This window comes from Sinomonas halotolerans (assembly GCF_039615075.1).
Taxonomy (GTDB): Bacteria; Actinomycetota; Actinomycetes; order Actinomycetales; family Micrococcaceae; genus Sinomonas; species Sinomonas halotolerans.
This window is the reverse complement of the sequence record NZ_JBDFRB010000004.1, coordinates 131769-149067: the sequence shown is the minus strand read 5'-3', so window position 1 is coordinate 149067 and position 17299 is coordinate 131769. Positions and strand designations below refer to the sequence as shown.

At 71.3% G+C, this 17299-nt stretch carries 16 protein-coding genes; 11 read left to right on the top strand and 5 right to left on the bottom strand.

What is annotated here, in order from left to right; translation table 11 throughout:
• Positions 1–142: 142 nt before the first annotated feature.
• From ABCQ75_RS06350 to ABCQ75_RS06335, 4 genes are all read right to left on the bottom strand, one after another.
• The gene (locus ABCQ75_RS06350) at positions 143–544 is read right to left on the bottom strand and encodes an ankyrin repeat domain-containing protein (RefSeq protein WP_345884005.1); all 402 of its coding nucleotides are present in this window, start codon (positions 542–544) and stop codon (positions 143–145) included.
• Complete coding sequence (gene ygfZ, locus ABCQ75_RS06345; protein ID WP_345884003.1) at positions 541–1689, bottom strand: CAF17-like 4Fe-4S cluster assembly/insertion protein YgfZ; 1149 nt, start codon at positions 1687–1689, stop codon at positions 541–543. The genes ABCQ75_RS06350 and ygfZ overlap by 4 nt, the downstream gene beginning before the upstream one ends.
• A gap of 158 nt (positions 1690–1847) precedes the next feature.
• Complete coding sequence (locus ABCQ75_RS06340; protein WP_345884001.1) at positions 1848–2444, bottom strand: nitrobindin family protein; 597 nt, start codon at positions 2442–2444, stop codon at positions 1848–1850.
• A gap of 217 nt (positions 2445–2661) precedes the next feature.
• The gene (locus ABCQ75_RS06335) at positions 2662–3408 is read right to left on the bottom strand and encodes a permease (RefSeq protein WP_345883999.1); all 747 of its coding nucleotides are present in this window, start codon (positions 3406–3408) and stop codon (positions 2662–2664) included.
• 189 nt (positions 3409–3597) lie between these two features.
• On the opposite strand from ABCQ75_RS06335, the gene ABCQ75_RS06330 reads away from it, so the two are divergent.
• A complete protein-coding gene (locus tag ABCQ75_RS06330; RefSeq protein ID WP_345883997.1) occupies positions 3598–4293 on the top strand; it encodes a winged helix-turn-helix transcriptional regulator in 696 nt (231 codons plus the stop codon).
• Between the two features lie 87 nt (positions 4294–4380).
• On the opposite strand, the gene ABCQ75_RS06325 is transcribed toward ABCQ75_RS06330, so the two are convergent.
• Positions 4381–5148, bottom strand: coding sequence for a GntR family transcriptional regulator (locus ABCQ75_RS06325; protein WP_345883995.1), 768 nt, complete (start codon positions 5146–5148; stop codon positions 4381–4383).
• A gap of 442 nt (positions 5149–5590) precedes the next feature.
• Here ABCQ75_RS06325 and mshD point away from each other — a divergent pair, with 442 nt between their 5' ends.
• The 10 genes from mshD (at position 5591) to asd (ending at position 17191) form a co-directional block, all read left to right on the top strand.
• The gene (mshD, locus tag ABCQ75_RS06320) at positions 5591–6571 is read left to right on the top strand and encodes a mycothiol synthase (protein WP_345883993.1); all 981 of its coding nucleotides are present in this window, start codon (positions 5591–5593) and stop codon (positions 6569–6571) included.
• A gap of 104 nt (positions 6572–6675) precedes the next feature.
• Entirely contained in the window at positions 6676–9108 is a 2433-nt protein-coding gene (locus ABCQ75_RS06315) for an RNA degradosome polyphosphate kinase (RefSeq protein ID WP_427916054.1), read from the top strand.
• Positions 9108–10082: an NUDIX hydrolase gene (locus tag ABCQ75_RS06310; protein WP_345883991.1), complete on the top strand. Its 975-nt coding sequence runs from the start codon at positions 9108–9110 to the stop codon at positions 10080–10082. Before ABCQ75_RS06315 ends, ABCQ75_RS06310 begins: the two co-directional genes overlap by 1 nt.
• A gap of 213 nt (positions 10083–10295) precedes the next feature.
• Positions 10296–12131, top strand: a complete 1836-nt coding sequence (locus tag ABCQ75_RS06305) for a PA domain-containing protein (protein ID WP_345883989.1) — start codon at positions 10296–10298, stop codon at positions 12129–12131.
• Positions 12132–12221: 90 nt separating this feature from the next.
• Entirely contained in the window at positions 12222–13049 is an 828-nt protein-coding gene (locus ABCQ75_RS06300) for a thymidylate synthase (RefSeq protein ID WP_345883987.1), read from the top strand.
• On the top strand, positions 13046–13624 hold the full coding sequence (locus ABCQ75_RS06295; RefSeq protein ID WP_345883985.1) for a dihydrofolate reductase: 579 nt from the start codon (positions 13046–13048) through the stop codon (positions 13622–13624). Before ABCQ75_RS06300 ends, ABCQ75_RS06295 begins: the two co-directional genes overlap by 4 nt.
• 162 nt (positions 13625–13786) lie before the next feature.
• On the top strand, positions 13787–14722 hold the full coding sequence (locus ABCQ75_RS06290; RefSeq protein ID WP_345883984.1) for a WXG100 family type VII secretion target: 936 nt from the start codon (positions 13787–13789) through the stop codon (positions 14720–14722).
• Positions 14723–14742: 20 nt separating this feature from the next.
• On the top strand, positions 14743–15396 hold the full coding sequence (locus ABCQ75_RS06285; RefSeq protein WP_345883983.1) for a hypothetical protein: 654 nt from the start codon (positions 14743–14745) through the stop codon (positions 15394–15396).
• 3 nt (positions 15397–15399) lie between these two features.
• Positions 15400–15816, top strand: a complete 417-nt coding sequence (locus tag ABCQ75_RS06280) for a hypothetical protein (RefSeq protein ID WP_345883981.1) — start codon at positions 15400–15402, stop codon at positions 15814–15816.
• A gap of 247 nt (positions 15817–16063) precedes the next feature.
• The gene (gene asd, locus ABCQ75_RS06275; protein ID WP_345883979.1) at positions 16064–17191 is read left to right on the top strand and encodes an aspartate-semialdehyde dehydrogenase; all 1128 of its coding nucleotides are present in this window, start codon (positions 16064–16066) and stop codon (positions 17189–17191) included.
• The last annotated feature ends 108 nt before the right edge of the window (positions 17192–17299 follow it).

The following is a 17299-nucleotide window of genomic DNA, read 5'->3' as shown; positions in this document are numbered from 1 at the left end:
TCGGCACCACGAGGCTACCGCAGGGTCGCATGGTGGGCCCAGTCCGAGGGGAGTCCTCCCCATCGGCACAGGGGCGCCGCGCCCGGTCCAGCCGAAAGCCGCGCCGGCCGGCTCAGCCGGCTGCCCGGCCCCACCCCCGGGCTCAGCCGGCGGTGCCGAAGAGGTCCAGGATCTCCGAGCGCGCGAACATGTGCGCCGCCTGCCGGGCCGTCGGCGTTCCGGCATCCGGGTCGGCCCCCAGGGCGAGGAGCACCTCGACCACGTCGGTGTAGCCCTTGAAGACGGCACCGGCGAGAGGGGTCTGGCCGCGGTCGTTCGCCGCCTCGACGTCCGCGCCGTGCTCCCCGAGCACCCGCACGGTGCCGGCATGCCCGTGGTAGGCGGCGAGCATGACGAGCGTGTCCCCGGCCTGGTTCGCGAGGGTCGCCGGCGCTCCGGCCCCGAGGTAGGCGCCGAGCACGGCGGCATCCCCGGCCCGGGCGGCATCGAAGAGCTTCGCGGCCAGCTCGAGGACGTCCTCTCCCGGTTCGTCGTGGCTGCTCATGCGTTCCTCCTGAGGAATCCGGTGGGGCGGCTGACCACGGAGCCTGCGTCCGGGGCGACGATGGGCTCCTGGCCGGCCGAGTAGAGCTCGCCGTCGTCGGCGCCGCGGACCACGAGGGTGGCCGCAGGATCAGTGCTGCGCTTGAGGACGGCGAGCGCGATCGGCCCCATCTCCCAGTGCAGCGCCGCGGAGGTGACCCTGCCGACCGGCCGCGCACCGGCGTCGGGCGTCCCGTCTTCTCCCCGCGGGAAGACCTCGCTGCCGGCCGCCGGCAGGGTGTGGGCCGAGCCGTCGAGCTGCAGGAGGGTGAGGCGCCGCGGCGGATGCCCGAGGTTGTGCACGCGCGCCACTGTCTCCTGGCCCTTGTAGCAGCCCTTGGAGAGGTGGACGGCGGTCCGGAGCAGGTCGAGCTCGTGGGGAATGGTCTTCTCGTCCGTCTCGGCGCCCCAGCGAGGCCTCCACGCAGCGATCCGCAGCGCCTCGGCCGCCATGGTCCCGGCCAGGCCGATCCCATCCGCGGCGAGGGCGCCGGCAGCCTCGGCGAGGCGGGGCTTCTCCACGACGTGCTCGCACCAGGGACGGTCCGCACCCGGGTGATGGGCGTCGTCGACCGCCGCGTACGAATAGCCGCCGGGGGCGACGTGCGGCCACGGGTCCTCCCACACGAGGGCGGAGCCGGCCGGGCCGAACGGGGCGAGGACCTCGAGCCGGCGGGTCGCAGCGAGCACCCCGTAGGTTCCGGAGACGTCCTCCACCTCGACGCGGAGCATGAACTTCATGGAGGTGAGCCAGGCGGCGAGCGGCGCGGCCTCGGCGGCCTCGACGAGGAGCCAGGCCCGCTCGCCGTCGTCGACGATCCGCGCGTCGAACTCGATGCGCCCCTGGACGCTCAGGAGGAGGAGCTCGCTCGACTCGCCCGGGCCGAGGCCCGCGACCTGTTGCGAGGACAGGGTGGTGAGCCAGGAGAGCCGGTCCGGACCGGCCACGGTGACGATCCCGCGCTGGGAGAGGTCGACGGCGGCACGTCCCGCAGCGAGCTCGCGCTGCTCGCGCAGGGGGTCGCCGTAGTGGGCCGCGACGCCGGAATCGGGGCCGCCGCCTGCGACGGCGCCGGGGCGGTCCAGGAGTTCGGACGAATAGGTCATGTCTCCTCCAACGCCGCGGGCGCCGGATTCACTCCCTCGCCCCGCAGCTGTGCTCTCCAGTTCCGCGGTCCTCACGTCCCGCAGCCCTCGTCTCCAGGCCCGGAAGGGCTCAGTCGGCGTCCCCGCCCTCGGCAGGCGGGTGGTCTGCCGCAGGGGCGTCAGACCCGGCTGAGGATGGCCGAGGCGTGGGGGGCCAGCGGCGCGTCGCCGACTGCGACGTCCCAGCGCCAGAAGAGCGAGCCATTGACGAGCCCGAGGATGCGGGTGGCGCTCTTGTAGTCGCGGGAATGGGCACCGCGCAGCACGGCGTCGGTCGCGAGCTGGATCTGCGGCCCCTTGATCTGGCCGTAGTAGAGCTCGGCGATCCCTCCGGGCTGGAGGATCGTCACGGCGATGTCGAAGCCGTCCTGGCCGTTGCGCAGCGCCTCGACCTCTTCAGCGGACTTGTACGCCGGGACGATGTCCGCGGGGACGAGCCCCGGTCCACCGTCCGCGTCGTGCAGCGGGCGGTCGATCTGCCAGAAGCCCATCTCCGAGGAGAGGGGCCGGAGGCGGTTGCCGTGCTCGTCTGCGAGCCAGCTCTCCGCCGTGTATGTCAGGTAGGGGAAGCCGTTGTGCGCGAACACCACGCGCTGGACGAAATGCTCGTCGTCGGCCTCACCGGCGCCGAGCCGCCCAGAGCCTTCCCACTCCCCGATGAGCCACGACAGTGGGACGAGTTCGGGGGTCAGACCGGAAGGGATCTCGATCGGCACGGCTCAGCGCTGGCCCTTGAACAGCTTCCAGACCACGAGGCCGGCGAACCATGCCATCGCCACGCTGGCGATCGCGAGGAGGACGAGGAAGAAGATCTCGAAGGCAACAACGCTCATGGCGCCATCCTAGCGCCTCGCAGGAGGCCCAGCCTGCCGACTGCGTCACACCCCGTGAGGGGATCGGCAGCCAGGAGACCGGCGGTCAGGAGGTGGGCACTCAGGGGACGAGCATGCGGTCCACGAAGTACGCGAGCGCTCCGACAGCGAAGGCCGGCGCGAGGCCGAGCGCCACGAACCCGAAGGGCGGGAGCACCCCCCCGCGCATGCTGTTGAGCCGTCGGAAGGCCGCGAGCACAGCGCCGATCACGACGCCGGCCGTCGCCGCAGGGACCACCGCAACGTCATGGAGCACGAGCGCCGTGAGCGGCGCCGCGAGCCCCGCGAACGCGATCGCGAGCGGCGCCACGATCGTGTCAGGCCACCGGATCATGCCCACGAGCAGCGCCACCACGGTGCTGATGCCCGCCACGAGCAGCATGGATCCCGCGCCGGTGAGCCTCGCCGTCGCGATCCAGCCGGCGCCGAGGCCGCACAGGAGCACGCCCGCGCTCGCGCCGAACGCCGATTCGAGACGATGGCTCTGTCCCGTCCCCCGCACGAGCTGGACCACCGTGACCGCGATGAAGCCCGCCGCCATCGCCGGCCCTGTCCACACGAGGTAGCCGGGGCCGGGCGCAACCGCCGCGCCGGCCGCGGAGGCGGCTCCTACTGCGGCGATGATGGCCCCGTTGGTCTTGCGTGCCGGGATCCCGAGGAAGTGCGGCCAGCCGAAGCCCACGACGACGGCGACCGCTGCCACCGTGAACGCCTGCATGGCGCTCCCCGCCGCACTCGTTGCGACGGCCGCCGCGGTGCCTGCGACCGCGACCGCGGCTCCCGCTGCGGAGCCCGCTCCGGGCCTCATGCGGCACCGCCGCCCATGATCAGTGCCCTTCCGCCGCGCCGTGCCATCACAGGGCCATCCTGCCACGGGCGACCGGCACGCGGTGTCCGCTGTGTGACACGCATCCCCCCGGCGGAGAGGCCCCTGCCTATAATCGACGCCAAAGGTACCCCTGCCCGACGCCGTGCAGCCAGATCCTCGGGAGGAACCGTGTCGCATATCCTGCTGCTGACGAATGCCCCGGGCTCGTCAGTGGACATCCTCCCTGCACTCGAGCTCCTCAACCACCGCGTCCACATCCTGCCGGCCGAGCCGACCGCCCTGCTCGACGCCGAGCCGAGCGATGTCGTGTTCCTGGACGCCCGCAAGGACCTTGTGGGCTCCCGATCGCTCTCCCAGCTCCTGCGTGCCACAGGGCTCAGCACCCCACTCCTGCTCATCCTGACCGAGGGCGGCATGGCGGCCGTGTCCTCTGCGTGGAGCGTGGACGATGTGGTCCTGGACTCGGCGGGACCCGCCGAAGTGGAGGCGCGCATCCGCCTCGCGACCTCCCGCGCCACGGTCGCGGAGGAGCCCGAGACCGAGATCCGGGCTGCCGGCGTGGTGATCGACGAGGCCTCCTACACGGCCAAGGTCAACGGCGAGGCACTCAACCTCACGTTCAAGGAGTTCGAGCTCCTCAAGTACCTCGCCCAGCACCCGGGCCGCGTCTTCACGCGGCAGCAGCTCCTCACGGAGGTGTGGGGCTACGACTACTACGGGGGCACCCGCACTGTGGACGTGCACGTCCGACGCCTGCGCGCCAAGCTCGGCGCGGACCACGAGGGGCTCATCGGCACCGTGCGCAACGTGGGCTACCGCCTCACCCTCACCCGGCTCAGCGAGGACGAGCTCAGCGACGCGTGATCCGGGCCCGCGATGGGCTCATCGGCATCGTGCACACCGGGCGCGGGGCCACGGCCTTGACCTGTGCGGGCAGCAGCCTCGCTGCCGTCAGCAGGCCTCGTTCCGCTGGCGAACGAGGGCGGCCGAGCGGCCCACACGGTTCTCGATGCTGAAGTTGGTCAGCGCGGGCAGGTAGCGGTCGTCCGAGTACTCGACCGCGCGCCCCCCCGAGTCGAAAGTCGTGCGTCGCTCGCGCAGGAGGGGCGAGCCGCCGGCGACGCCGAGGATCTGCGCGTCCGCCGTCGAGGCCGCGATCGCGTCGATGGTGTGGTGGGCCCGGTCGAGGGAGACCCCCCGCCCGTGGAGGAACTCGAAGACGGAGTCCGACTCCGCGTCGAAGTCGAAGAGGAGCCGGCCCACGTCCGGCACGAACGAGCTGCGCTCGAGCATCGCGGGTTCACCGTCGAGCAGCCGCAGCCTCAGGACGTCCACCACGAGGGCGCCGTCCGGCAGTTCGAGCGCGCAGCACGCCTCGGCATTCGCCTCGCGCCGGGCCACCTCGAGCGTCCGCTGGCCGGGCTCCAGGCCCAGGCTGCGGGCCCATCCGGTGAAGGAGAGGAACGTCGAGAAGGACTGGGACTTCGCGCCCGACCGGACGACGGGCCTCCGCCCGCGGCCGCCGAACAGGAGGCCATCGTCGCGCAGGCCCATCAGGGCCTGGCGCACCGTGCCACGCGAGACCCCGAACTCGGCGCTCAGCGAAGCCTCGCTCGGGAGGCTCGTGCCCGGCCGCCAGCGGCCGGAGGCGATCCGGGCGCGGATCTCGTCCTCGAGCTGGCGGTGCAGGGGCAGCTGTCCGCCGGGCTCAGAACTCATAACCTGAGCGTACAAGTGGCGGATCCCCGTCCTGCGCGGATCAGGCGGTTCTGCGGGTGAACATTGGGCGAACACTCAGGCCGCAGGATCCGGCGGCAGAAAGCCTGTATGTACAGGTTGTCCACGGCGGGCATAACCGAGAGCGAGGCTGGAAAGGGATGAGGGCCCCGCGCGGTGCGCGGGGCCCTCATCTGGACCGGAGCGTTGAGCCCCAGAAGTGCGCCTCTGAAGCACGCGCTGGCGCTGTGCTTCGGGGACGCGGTGCACGGAGGCACTGTCCGTGGAGGACATACGGGTCGAACGTATCGAGGCCACCCCACTGGTGGATCCCCCCGGCAGCGGCGGGCCGCTGACAGGACCAGAACGCTACCCGAGGGGATCCGGGCCGTCAAACCCGCGCGGACACCCCCCGGCGCGCCGGCGGTTCGCTAGCCTTGCGTGCATGACGAGCGCATATCCGCAGGACTGGCCCGCCACCGTCGTCGAAGGCCGGCTTCCCCAAGCACTCTGGTCGGAGGCCCGTGCCCTGCTCGACGCGGCCGAGGAGGCAGACGGCAACCCCTCCGTCTCGGAGCAGACGACCCTCCTCATGCGGTCGTCCCAGACGCGCTCCGAGGAACTGCTCACGGTGGCCGTCCACGCCCTCGACGACACCTCCGGCTCCCCCGCCCCCGAGGACCTCGCGGGCTTCGCGGCGATCGCGTTCGCGCCGGACGGCACTGGGGTCGCGGAGCTCGCCGTCCACCCCAACTACCGGAACCAGGGGGTCGGCGCGCGGATCGTGGAGGCGCTCCGGGACCTCCGGGGCGGGACCGGCTTCGCGGGCCTCAAGGCGTGGTCCCATGGCAACCACGAGGCGGCTGCCGAGCTTGCCGCGGCCTACGGTTTCGTGCCCGAGCGACATCTGTGGAAGATGGTCCTCATCCGCCATCCCCATGAGGAGGCCGGGCCCCTGCCCGCGGGAGTGCGGCTGCGCGAGTTCCGGCCCGGCCACGACGAGGACGCCTGGCTCGCGGCCAACAGCGCGGCGTTCGCGCAGCACCCGGAGCAGGGCGCCCTGCGCCGCAGCGACCTCGAGGCGCGCATGGCCGAGGACTGGTTCGACCCCGCAGGCTTCTTCCTCGCCGTGGACGACGACGACCGGATCCTGGGCTTCCACTGGACCAAGGTGCACCCCGCCCACGGCGAGCACCGCGCGATCGGCGAGGTGTACGCCGTCGGCGTCGTTCCCGAGGCCCAGGGGCGCGGGCTCGGGCGGGCGCTCACCCTGCACGGGATCGACTACCTCCACGGCAGGGGGCTCGGCACGGTCATGCTCTATACCGATGCGGACAACCGCGCCGCGGTCGCGCTGTACCGGAGGCTCGGATTCACGCTGTGGGACCAGGACATCCTCTACGCCCCGGCGCCCGCCGCCGACTAGGCCAGACGCGGGGGCAGGGGCGGAACGGGGGCAGTCTGGGGGGCGCGCAGCCGCATCCGCACGAGTAGGGTTGAGGCAGTACCACGAGCTCCTGCGGAGGAACCATGACTGAAGCCGTCCCCCATCAGAGCAGTGCCGCAGCCCAGAGCAGTGCAGGTCCCCAGAGCAGTGCAGAGACCACTCCGAGCAGCGCGGGCGCCCTGACAGCGTCCGGCCAGACAGCGCCAGTGCAGTCCGCGCCAGTGCAGACAGCGCCCGGGCAGTCCGCGCCGCCGGCGGGCCTCTCCACGGACGGTGCGGCAGCAACGGCGTCGGACGGACGGAGGGCGGCGCGCACCCTGCCGGTCTTCGGATCCACCGAGGTGCCTGCGTCCCGGGCGACGCAGGACCGCATCGACATCCCGGACTTCGCGCCCCGGCTCGAGCCCGAGGGCGACATGGTGCGGCCGGACCGGTTCCTCGACCGGGAGCTGAGCTGGCTCGCCTTCAACGCCCGCGTCCTGGAGCTCGCCGAGGACCCCTCGCTGTACCTCCTCGAGCGGGTCAGCTTCCTCTCGATCTTCGCCTCCAACCTCGACGAGTTCTTCATGGTCCGCGTCGCCGGGCTCAAGCGGCGCATCGCCACGGGCCTCGCCGTCCCCTCACCCGCCGGCCTCAGCCCGATCGAGGTGCTGGACCAGATCTCGGAGGCCGCGCACCGGCTCCAGGAACGCCACGCCCAGGTCTTCGCGAAGCAGATCCGGCCGGCGCTCGAGCAGGAGAACATCCACCTCGTGCACTGGGACGGGCTCGACGACGACGCCCGCGCGCGGCTGAGCCAGATGTTCGCCGAGCAGGTGTTCCCGATCCTGACCCCGCTTGCCGTGGACCCCGCGCACCCGTTCCCCTACATCTCCGGGCTCTCCCTCAACCTCGCAGTGGTGGTGCGCAACCCCGTGAGCGACAAGGAGCTGTTCGCGCGCCTCAAGGTCCCGGACCAGCTCCCCCGCCTCATCTCGATCGACGGTCCCCGCGCGGGCACGGTGGTCGGGCGCACGGCCCGTTTCATCGCGCTCGAGGAGCTCATCGCCGTCCACCTCGACCAGCTCTTCCCCGGCATGGAGGTGCTCGAGCACCACACGTTCCGGGTCACGCGCAACGAGGACCTCGAGGTCGAGGAGGACGACGCCGAGAACCTCCTGCAGGCCCTCGAGAAGGAGCTCCTGCGCCGTCGGTTCGGCCCGCCTGTGCGCCTCGAGGTCACGGACGACATCAACCCGAACATCCTGGCCCTTCTCGTGCGCGAGCTCGGGGTCGAGGAGAGCGAGGTGTACCAGCTCCCGACTCCGCTCGACCTGCGCGGCCTGAGCGTGATCGCCGGGATAGACCGCGCCGACCTCCACTACCCCAAGCACGTGGCCCACACGTCCCGGTTCCTCAACGAGTCCGAGACGTCCAAGGCCGCGAACGTGTTCGCCGCGATGCGCCGGCGGGACATCCTCCTGCAGCACCCGTACGACTCGTTCTCCACCTCCGTCCAGGCCTTCCTCGAACAGGCCGCTGCGGACCCGAAGGTACAGGCGATCAAGCAGACCCTGTACCGCACCTCGGGCGACTCCCCGATCGTGGACGCGCTCATCGACGCGGCCGAGGCGGGCAAGCAGGTCCTGGCCCTCGTGGAGATCAAGGCGCGCTTCGACGAGCAGGCCAACATCTCGTGGGCCCGCAAGCTCGAGCAGGCGGGCGTGCACGTGGTGTACGGGATCGTCGGCCTCAAGACGCACTGCAAGCTCTCCCTCGTGGTGCGCCAGGAGAACGACGGCCTGCGCCGCTACTGCCACATCGGCACCGGCAACTACCATCCCCGCACGGCGCGCTACTACGAGGACCTCGGCCTGCTCACGTGTGACGAGCAGGTGGGCGAGGACCTCTCGAAGCTGTTCAACCAGCTCTCGGGCTACGCGCCCAAGTCCACGTTCAAGCGCCTGCTCGTCGCGCCCCGCTCGGTCCGCTCGGGGCTGATCGACCGGATCGAGACCGAGATCCGCAACGCCCGCGCCGGCCTGCGCGCACGCGTCGTGATCAAGGTCAACTCGATGGTGGACGAGGCCGTGATCGACGCGCTCTACCGGGCCTCCCAGGCGGGCGTCCGCGTGGACGTCGTGGTCCGCGGGATCTGCGCTCTGCGCCCGGGCGTGCCGGGGCTGAGCGACAACATCACCGTGCGCTCGGTCCTGGGCCGGTTCCTCGAGCACTCTCGCGTGTTCGCGTTCGCCAACGGGGGCAACCCGGTCGTGTACATCGGCTCGGCAGACATGATGCACCGCAACCTCGACCGCCGCGTCGAGGCCCTCGTGCAGCTGCGGAACCGGGACGACATCGCGGAGCTCATCGGCCTCCTCGACCGGTACCTCGATGCCGGGACCGCCTCGTGGCACCTCGACGAGGCCGGGCAGTGGACCAGGCACCACCGCGATGAGTCGGGCCAGCCGCTCCAGGACATCCAGTCGTGGCTGCTCGCCTCGCGGGCACGGCAGCGCGCAGCGAGCCGCCGCTGATGGCAGGGCATCCCATCGACGGCCTCGTGGACGGCGTCCGCGGGGACGTCGCCGTGCGCGCGGCGGGGGCGGTTCCGTGGCGTCGCAGCGGCGCCCAGCTCGAGGTGCTGCTGATCCACCGGCCGCGGTATGACGACTGGTCGTGGCCCAAGGGCAAGCTCGACGACGGCGAGACGCTCCAGGAGTGCGCGCGCCGCGAGATCCGCGAGGAGATCGGGCTCGACGCGCGGCTCGGCATCCCGCTGCCCACCGTCCACTATCCCGTCGCCGCGGGGCTCAAGTCCGTGAACTACTGGGCCATGCAGGTGGTCAACGGCGCTCCCCTCCGGCCGGACGGCGTCGAGGTGGACGCCGTGCGGTGGTGCGAGCCCGCGGATGCGGCGCGGCTCCTGAGCAACGCGGACGACGCCGAGCCCCTGGACGCGCTCCTCGCTGCGGAGCGCAGCGGCGCACTCGCGACACGTCCCCTCATCCTCCTGCGGCATGCCAAGGCGAAGCCCCGCAGCTCCTGGACCAAGGCCGAGGGCGACAGGACCCTCGCCGCGACGGGCGTGCGGCAGGCCCAGGCCGTGGGGCGGCTCCTGCACGCGTGGACCCCGGAACGGGTGGTCACGAGCCCGTGGCGCCGCTGCGTGGACACGGTGCTCCCCTACGTGAGGGCGTCGACCGGGAAGGTCAAGGTGCGCCTCGTGGAGGACCTCACCGAGCACCGGCACGCGCGCCGCCCCCGGAAGGCCGCGGCCGCCGTCGAGCGCCTCTTCGACAAGGGCAGGGCTGCGGTGCTGTGCACCCACCGGCCCGTCCTGCCGACCATCCTCGAGGCCTTCTCGCGCTACCTCGAACCTGGACTCGCCGAGCGGCTGCCGTCGTCGGACCCGTACCTCACGCCCGGCGAGATGATCGTGTTCCACGTGGCCACCTCAGGCCGTGCCCGTGTCGTGGCCCTCGAGCAGGTCAAGCCCTACGACGACTGATCCCCCGCCGCTCACGCCCATCCCACCCCCAGGCTCGGCTGTGATGTGGATCACTTTTAACCCTTGTGATGTGAACCACTTGTTGCAAGGATGGCGGAGCGTGCCCCTCACGGGACCCGCCACTCATCCGCATCTCGAAGGGATCACCTGATGCAGCGAAATACCCTGAGGGGGCCCGCCTTCGCGGGCGCCCTCGCTCTGACACTCATGGGGTTGGCAGGAGGACCGGCGGTCGCCCACGAAGCGATCCTGGATGACGGCATCATCGACAATGCCGGCGCCACCCATGGGCACCACGAAGCCCAGCACGGCGGCGACGAAGGGCACCTCCCGGCGGGGAGCGAGAACGTCGGCCTGATCAGCAAGCTCGGCCTCAAGAACGTCGAACCCGGCAAGATCGCCGACGTCGGCGTCCACAACGGCTACGCCTACCTCGCCGCCTGGGGAGGCGAGACGTGCAAGTACAACGGCGTGCACGTCGTCGACATCCGCGACGTGGACAGCCCGAAGGAAGTCGCCTTCATCCAGTCGAAGGAAGGCAGCGCCCCGGGCGAGGGCATCCAGTCGATCCACATCGACACACCCGCATTCACGGGCGACATCCTCGTGAGCAACAACGAGGTCTGCAAGGTCAACGGCGGCAAGGCCGGGAGCGTCGGCTTCGGCGGCATGAACATCTACGACGTCACCAATCCCGCTCACCCCACCTTCCTCGCCGAGGGGGCAGGCGACGAGAACGTTTCAGGCCAGGGCAAGAAGGCCGCGCACTCGATCCACAGCGTCTTCGCCTGGGACGCCGGGGACAAGGCCTACGCGGTGATCGTGGACAACGACGAGGCCGCCGACGTCGACATCATGGACATCACCAACCCGCGCAAGCCCGCGCTCGTGGCCGAGTACGACCTCGCGAAGGACTTCCCGCAGATCCTCCAGGAGAAGCCGGCCAGCCTCACCTCGGTCTTCCACCACGATGTCGTGGTCAAGCAGATCGACGGGCGGCAGGTCATGCTCATCTCCTACTGGGACGGCGGTTATGTGACCCTGGACGTCACCGACCCGGCGGCTGCCGCGTACATCGGCGACTCGGACTTCGCGCTCCAGGACCCGCAGATGCTCGAGGTCAACGGGGTGGCCGTGGCGCCCGAGGGCAACGCACACCAGGCCGAGTTCACCGGAGACAGCCAGTTCATCCTCGCCGCGGACGAGGACTTCTCGCCCTTCGGCGCCCAGGCCCGCAATGAGGACGACGGCACGCCGATCACCGCCGGCCAGGGGGCGGGCCCTGGCGGGACTACAGTGACCGGACCGTCAGTGTTCGTCGGCCGCGCGTGCGACGGCGACCCGGCCGTACCGGCGGGCGACCCGGGCGCGGTCGACATCGCCGTCGTCGAGCGCGGCGTGTGCACGTTCACGGAGAAGGCGCAGAACGTCGAGGCCGCGGGCGGCTGGGACGGCATCCTCGTCTTCAACCGCACGGGCTCGGACCCGGGGGCCTGCAGCGGCTCGTTCGGCATGAGCGTGGAGAGCAGCCTGCCCACCTACGGCGTTGCGCCGCGTGCCGAGGGCTACGCGATCTTCGACGTCGAGAGCGAGTACAACGAGGCCGCGTGCGTCGCGGGCAATGGCACCCAGCTCGCGCCGATCGCCGTCGGCACGGTGGGCGACACCCTGACGCTCGCCTCGACGTTCGACGGCTGGGGCTACGTGCACCTGTTCGAGAACAACGGCGGGAAGCTCAACGAGCTCGACACCTATGCGATCCCGGAGGCCATGGACCCGGCGTACGCCACGGGATCCGGCGACCTCTCGGTGCACGAGGTGGCCGTCTCCCACGCCCAGGACGACCTCGCCTACGTCAGCTACTACGCCGGCGGCCTGAGGGTCATCCGGATCGTGGACGGGGAGATCGTCGAGGTCGGCAAGTACATCGACGAGGGCGGCAACAACTTCTGGGGCGTCGAGACCTTCACGGGCTCCGACGGCAAGGAGTACGTGGCCGCCTCGGACCGCGACGCGGGCCTGTACATCTTCGAGTACACCGGGCCGTGACCGGGCGGCCCTGAGCCCCCTGCGGAACACCGTGGGGATGCCCGCCCCGCTGGAAGGCCCGGCCGCGCCGGCCGTGGCTAGACTGGCGGGGTGAGCATCCCCACCCCGTATGAAGACCTCCTCCGAGACGTCCTCGCCAACGGCGCCCGCAAGGGCGACCGCACCGGCACGGGAACGCGCAGCGTCTTCGGCCGGCAGATCCGCTTCGACCTCGCGGCGGGATTCCCGCTCGTGACGACCAAGCGGGTGCACTTCAAGTCCGTGGCCCTCGAGCTCCTGTGGTTCCTCCGCGGCGAGTCCAACGTCCGCTGGCTGCAGGAGCAGGGGGTCACCATCTGGGACGAGTGGGCGGACGACGCCGGGGAGCTCGGCCCCGTCTACGGCGTCCAGTGGCGCTCGTGGCCCGCGCCGGACGGACGGCACATCGACCAGATCGCGGCCGTCATGGAATCGCTGCGCACGAGCCCGGACTCGCGCCGGCACATCGTCTCGGCCTGGAACGTCGCAGAGATCGAGGACATGGCGCTGCCGCCGTGCCACACGCTCTTCCAGTTCTACGTGGCCCCGCCCGCCGAGGGCGAGGACGGGCCGGCGAGGCTCTCCTGCCAGCTGTACCAGCGCAGCGCGGACATGTTCCTCGGCGTCCCGTTCAACATCGCCTCGTACGCGCTGCTGACCCACATGGTCGCGGACCAGCTCGGGCTCGCCGTCGGGGAGTTCGTCTGGACGGGCGGCGACTGCCACATCTATGAGAACCACCTCGAGCAGGTGGCCGAGCAGCTCTCCCGCGAGCCGTACCCCTACCCCACGCTCTCCATCTCCCGCACGCCCGAGAGCATCGACGGCTACCGGTTCGAGGACTTCGCCGTGGCGGACTACCGGCACCACCCCGCGATCAAGGGATCGGTCGCCGTATGACGGGCGGCATGGGCGGCCGCGAGGGCGGCACGGGCACCGGCAGGAACGCCGACGGCGGGCCCCTGGGCGCGATCGGGCTCATCTGGGCGCAGACGCAGGAGGGCGTGATCGGGCGAGGCGGGACGATGCCGTGGCACGTTCCGGAGGACATGAGGCACTTCGCCTTCACCACCACCGGCCATCCCGTGGTCATGGGACGGCGCACGTGGGACTCGATCCCCGAGGAGTACCGGCCCTTCCGCGGGCGGACCAACATCGTGGTCACCCGTCGCGAGGACTGGCGGGCGGACGGCGCGATCGCCGTGCACTCGCTTGAGGATGCGCTCGCAGAGGCCTCGCGTGCCCCGGGGGGCGAGCTCGTGTGGGTGATCGGCGGCGGGGAGATCTTCGCCGAGGCGATGCCCCTCGCAGACCTCGCCATGGTGACGATCCTCGACCACGACGCCGACGGTGACACGTTCGCGCCGCCGCTGGACTCGGGCTGGCGGCTCGCGGCGGTCCAGCCGGACGACGGCGGGTGGCTCACCTCGGTCTCGGGCGTGCGGTACCGCATCGCGGAGTTCCGGCGGCGCTGACCTCCGGGCCGGCGGCGTTGACGGGTGGGCCGGCGGCGTTGGCCTCCGGGCCGGGCAGCTGCGTGATCCGCACATGGGGAGCTATCCCCATCGCGGCGGCGCCCGGCTGGCGCATAGTGTGGCTGCAGGGACGCCGGGAGGCGCGATGATCGAGGGGGAACCGTGACAATCCAGCAGGGCGCCAATCCGGAGCAGCTCCGTGCTCTGGGGCGGCAGTTCACCATCAAGTCGTCCTCGATCAAGAACGTCCAGAGCTCGATCGACCAGCTCGCGGCCCGTCTGCCGCAGGTGTGGGCCGGCAAGGACGCCGAGGAGTTCCTCCAGCAGTGGACCCGGCAGCACCGCCCGGCCTTCGCACAGCTTGCCGCCGCGCTCGGCGAGAATGCCCGGACGCTTGCGGCCAACGCCGAGGCGCAGGAGCGCACGAGCGCCGAACTGGCCGGCGGCTCCGGAACCGACGGCACCGGGACAACAGGGACTGGGACGGCGGGTGCCCCGGGCAGCGGGCCGGGCGGCACCGACTCGGACAACACGGCGTGGATCCCGGACTGGCTCGAGTACAGCCCGTTCTTCGGCGGGTGGGACGCCTACAACGCCATCAAGGCGTTCCCCAACATCCGGTTCGGCCTCACGGACCTCTACCTGGCCTACAAGGGCCTGGACACCCTTGCGGATTCGGATGCGCTGGCCGTGCAGTTCCGGAACGCGTTCAAGGTCTCCTCGGACCTGTTCGACGGCTCCTTCGCGGACATCGCCAAGATGTCAGGGCTCGCGGAGTCATCGCGCTGGATGACCGCGCTGGACGTGGGCGGCAAGGGGCTCGGCGTGCTGGGCGTCGGGATTGACACCTTCCAAGCGGTCGACAGCTTCTCCGACGGGGAATACGGCGATGGCGCGTACTCCCTTGTCAAGGCCGGGCTCGGCGCCGGCTCCTTCCTTCCGCCCCCGGCGGGCACGGCCTGCATGGTTGCGAGCGGCGCGCTGGCCCTGTACGACAACGTCCCGGTCATCCACGACACGGTCAACGCCATCGGCTCGGGGATCACCGACGCCGCCGAAGGCGCCTGGGATGGCGCCAAGGACTTCTTCGGATTCTGACGGCTTGAGGAGGCCATGAGATGACTCAGACCGCATCTTCCACCGACACCGCGCCCCGCGAGGACCTGCCGGACTCGCTCGGCTTCGGGTTCGCCGAGATCGCCGCCCTCCTGCGGATCTCCGGCGGCCCACAGGCCGAGGCGAGCGCCAAGGTCCTCCACCTCGAACGGGAGCTCGCGGATGCGCGCTGCGTCTCAGCCGGCGCATCCTCGCTCGTCGCCCGCGGGCTCGCGACGGCGGACGCCGACGGCGGCCTGTCGGTCGCCGGCGCCGTCGCCGCGACCGCGCAGACACTCGGCTCCGCCGTGCGCTGGATCCAGATCGACCTCGTGACTCCGGACTCCACGGACAACGTGTTCTCGATCGAGGGCAGCGACTACGCCATCCTCGCGCAGCCCCGCGCTCACTTCAGCTGGTTCGTCATGGCGCGCAACCCCGGCCTGACAGGCGCCCAGGCCGATTTCGCCGTCGTCAAGGCACACCTCGATGCCCATGCCCAAGCCGGCGCCTCCCTCCTCAATCACCAGGACCCGGGACACCGGCTCCTGGTCAAGCGCGCGGGGGACGCGTACACGGTGGGGCTGCTCCCGGCCGGCGCCGAACGCGCTGAGGAGGAGGGCCCGCTCGACGAGGCCGCCGTGACTGCGCACATCGAGCGATTCCGGGCGGCCTGAGCCATGGCAGACATGAGCCCCGAGGAGCGCCGCCGCCGGGACGAGGCCGTGATCGCCGAGTTCCGGCGGCTGCGGGACGCCGGGGACCGCCGGCGGCTCGCCCGCGCCGAGACCGGGGAACTGGTCATGTACCGGCCCGAGGAGATCGGGTTCGTCCGCGGGGGCGCTGCCAAGACGGTGCGGACGCTCGCTGGCCTGCGCGTTCTCGGCCTCGGCCTTGGGGCCCTTGCCGTCCTCGCGCTCGTCGCCCTCGCCGTCACCGCGGCCGGCCCGTCCGGTCCAGCGTGGCCTTTCCTCGGTCCCGCCCTCCTCGCCGCGGCAGGCTGCGCGTGGGCGCTCATGCTCGTCGGCCGCGAGCGCAGGGCGGCTGCGCTCCGGCGCGAGCGCGGAATCCCGGACCCGGCGAAGCACCCCTCCTGAGGCAGCAGGCAACGTGCGTCAGGTGATGAGCCGGCACGCGGGCACACGAGGGGACCAGAGCGCCGGGTGACCGGGCCGCGACAGCGAGGACACGGCGTCGGGCCCCTGTCGCCGCTGACGGCGCCGCTGTCCCTCCGCCAGCGCTTGCCCTCTCACCGCGCGCTGCTCTCGATTCGCGCCGTCCCCCCACTGTCCGTGAGACGGACACCATATGGGCCGCCGGGGGCCGGTCCGTAGAATGGAACGCATGACTTCTTCGGTAGGCTTCGTTGGCTGGCGCGGCATGGTCGGCTCCGTCCTCATGGAGCGCATGCAGGACGAGGGGGATTTCGCCTCGATCAACCCCGTGTTCTTCTCGACGTCCAACGCGGGCGGCAGGGCCCCCTCCTTCGCAGAGGGCGCCGGCGCACTGCAGGACGCGTACGACATCGAGGCGCTCAAGAAGCTTCCCATCATCGTCACCGCCCAGGGCGGCGACTACACGAAGCAGGTCCACCCGCAGCTGCGCGCCGCCGGCTGGGACGGCCTCTGGATCGACGCAGCCTCGACCCTGCGCATGAACGACGACTCGATCATCGTGCTCGATCCGGTGAACCGCCGGGTCATCGACGAGGGCCTCGCGTCCGGCGTCAAGGACTTCGTCGGCGGCAACTGCACCGTCTCGTGCATGCTCATGGGCCTCGGCGGCCTCTTCCGCAACAACCTCGTCGAGTGGGGCACGTCCATGACGTACCAGGCCGCCTCGGGCGGCGGCGCGCGCCACATGCGCGAACTCCTCACCCAGTTCGGCACGCTCCACCGCGAGGTCGCCGCGGAGCTGTCCGACCCGGCGTCGGCCATCCTCGAGATCGACCGCAAGGTGCTTGCCGCGCAGCGCGGCGGCGTCGACGCGACCCAGTTCGGCGTCCCGCTCGCGGGCTCGCTCATCCCGTGGATCGACGCGGACCTCGGCAACGGCCAGTCCAAGGAGGAGTGGAAGGCCGGCGTGGAGACCAACAAGATCCTCGGCACGGCCGCGGGCGCCGCGATCGAGCCCGTCGTCATGGACGGGCTCTGCGTGCGCATCGGGGCCATGCGCTCCCACTCGCAGGCCCTCACGCTCAAGCTCCGCGAAGACCTCTCCGTAGCCGAGATCGAGAAGCTCATCGACGCCGACAACGAGTGGGCGACCGTGGTGCCCAACGAGAAGCAGGCGTCCATGGACCGGCTGACGCCCGTCGCCGCGTCGGGCACCCTCGAGATCCCCGTGGGACGCATCCGCAAGCTCGAGATGGGCCCGCAGTACATCTCCGCGTTCACGGTGGGCGACCAGCTCCTCTGGGGTGCCGCCGAGCCGCTGCGCCGCATGCTCAAGATCGCCACCGGCGCGCTCTGACGCGATGGCCGGCGGCCGGCCTCATCGACGATCGGCCCGGACCCGCATGATCGGTGCTGGGCAGCACCGATCATGCGGAGCCGGGCCGATCGTGTCTGCCCTTCGAGC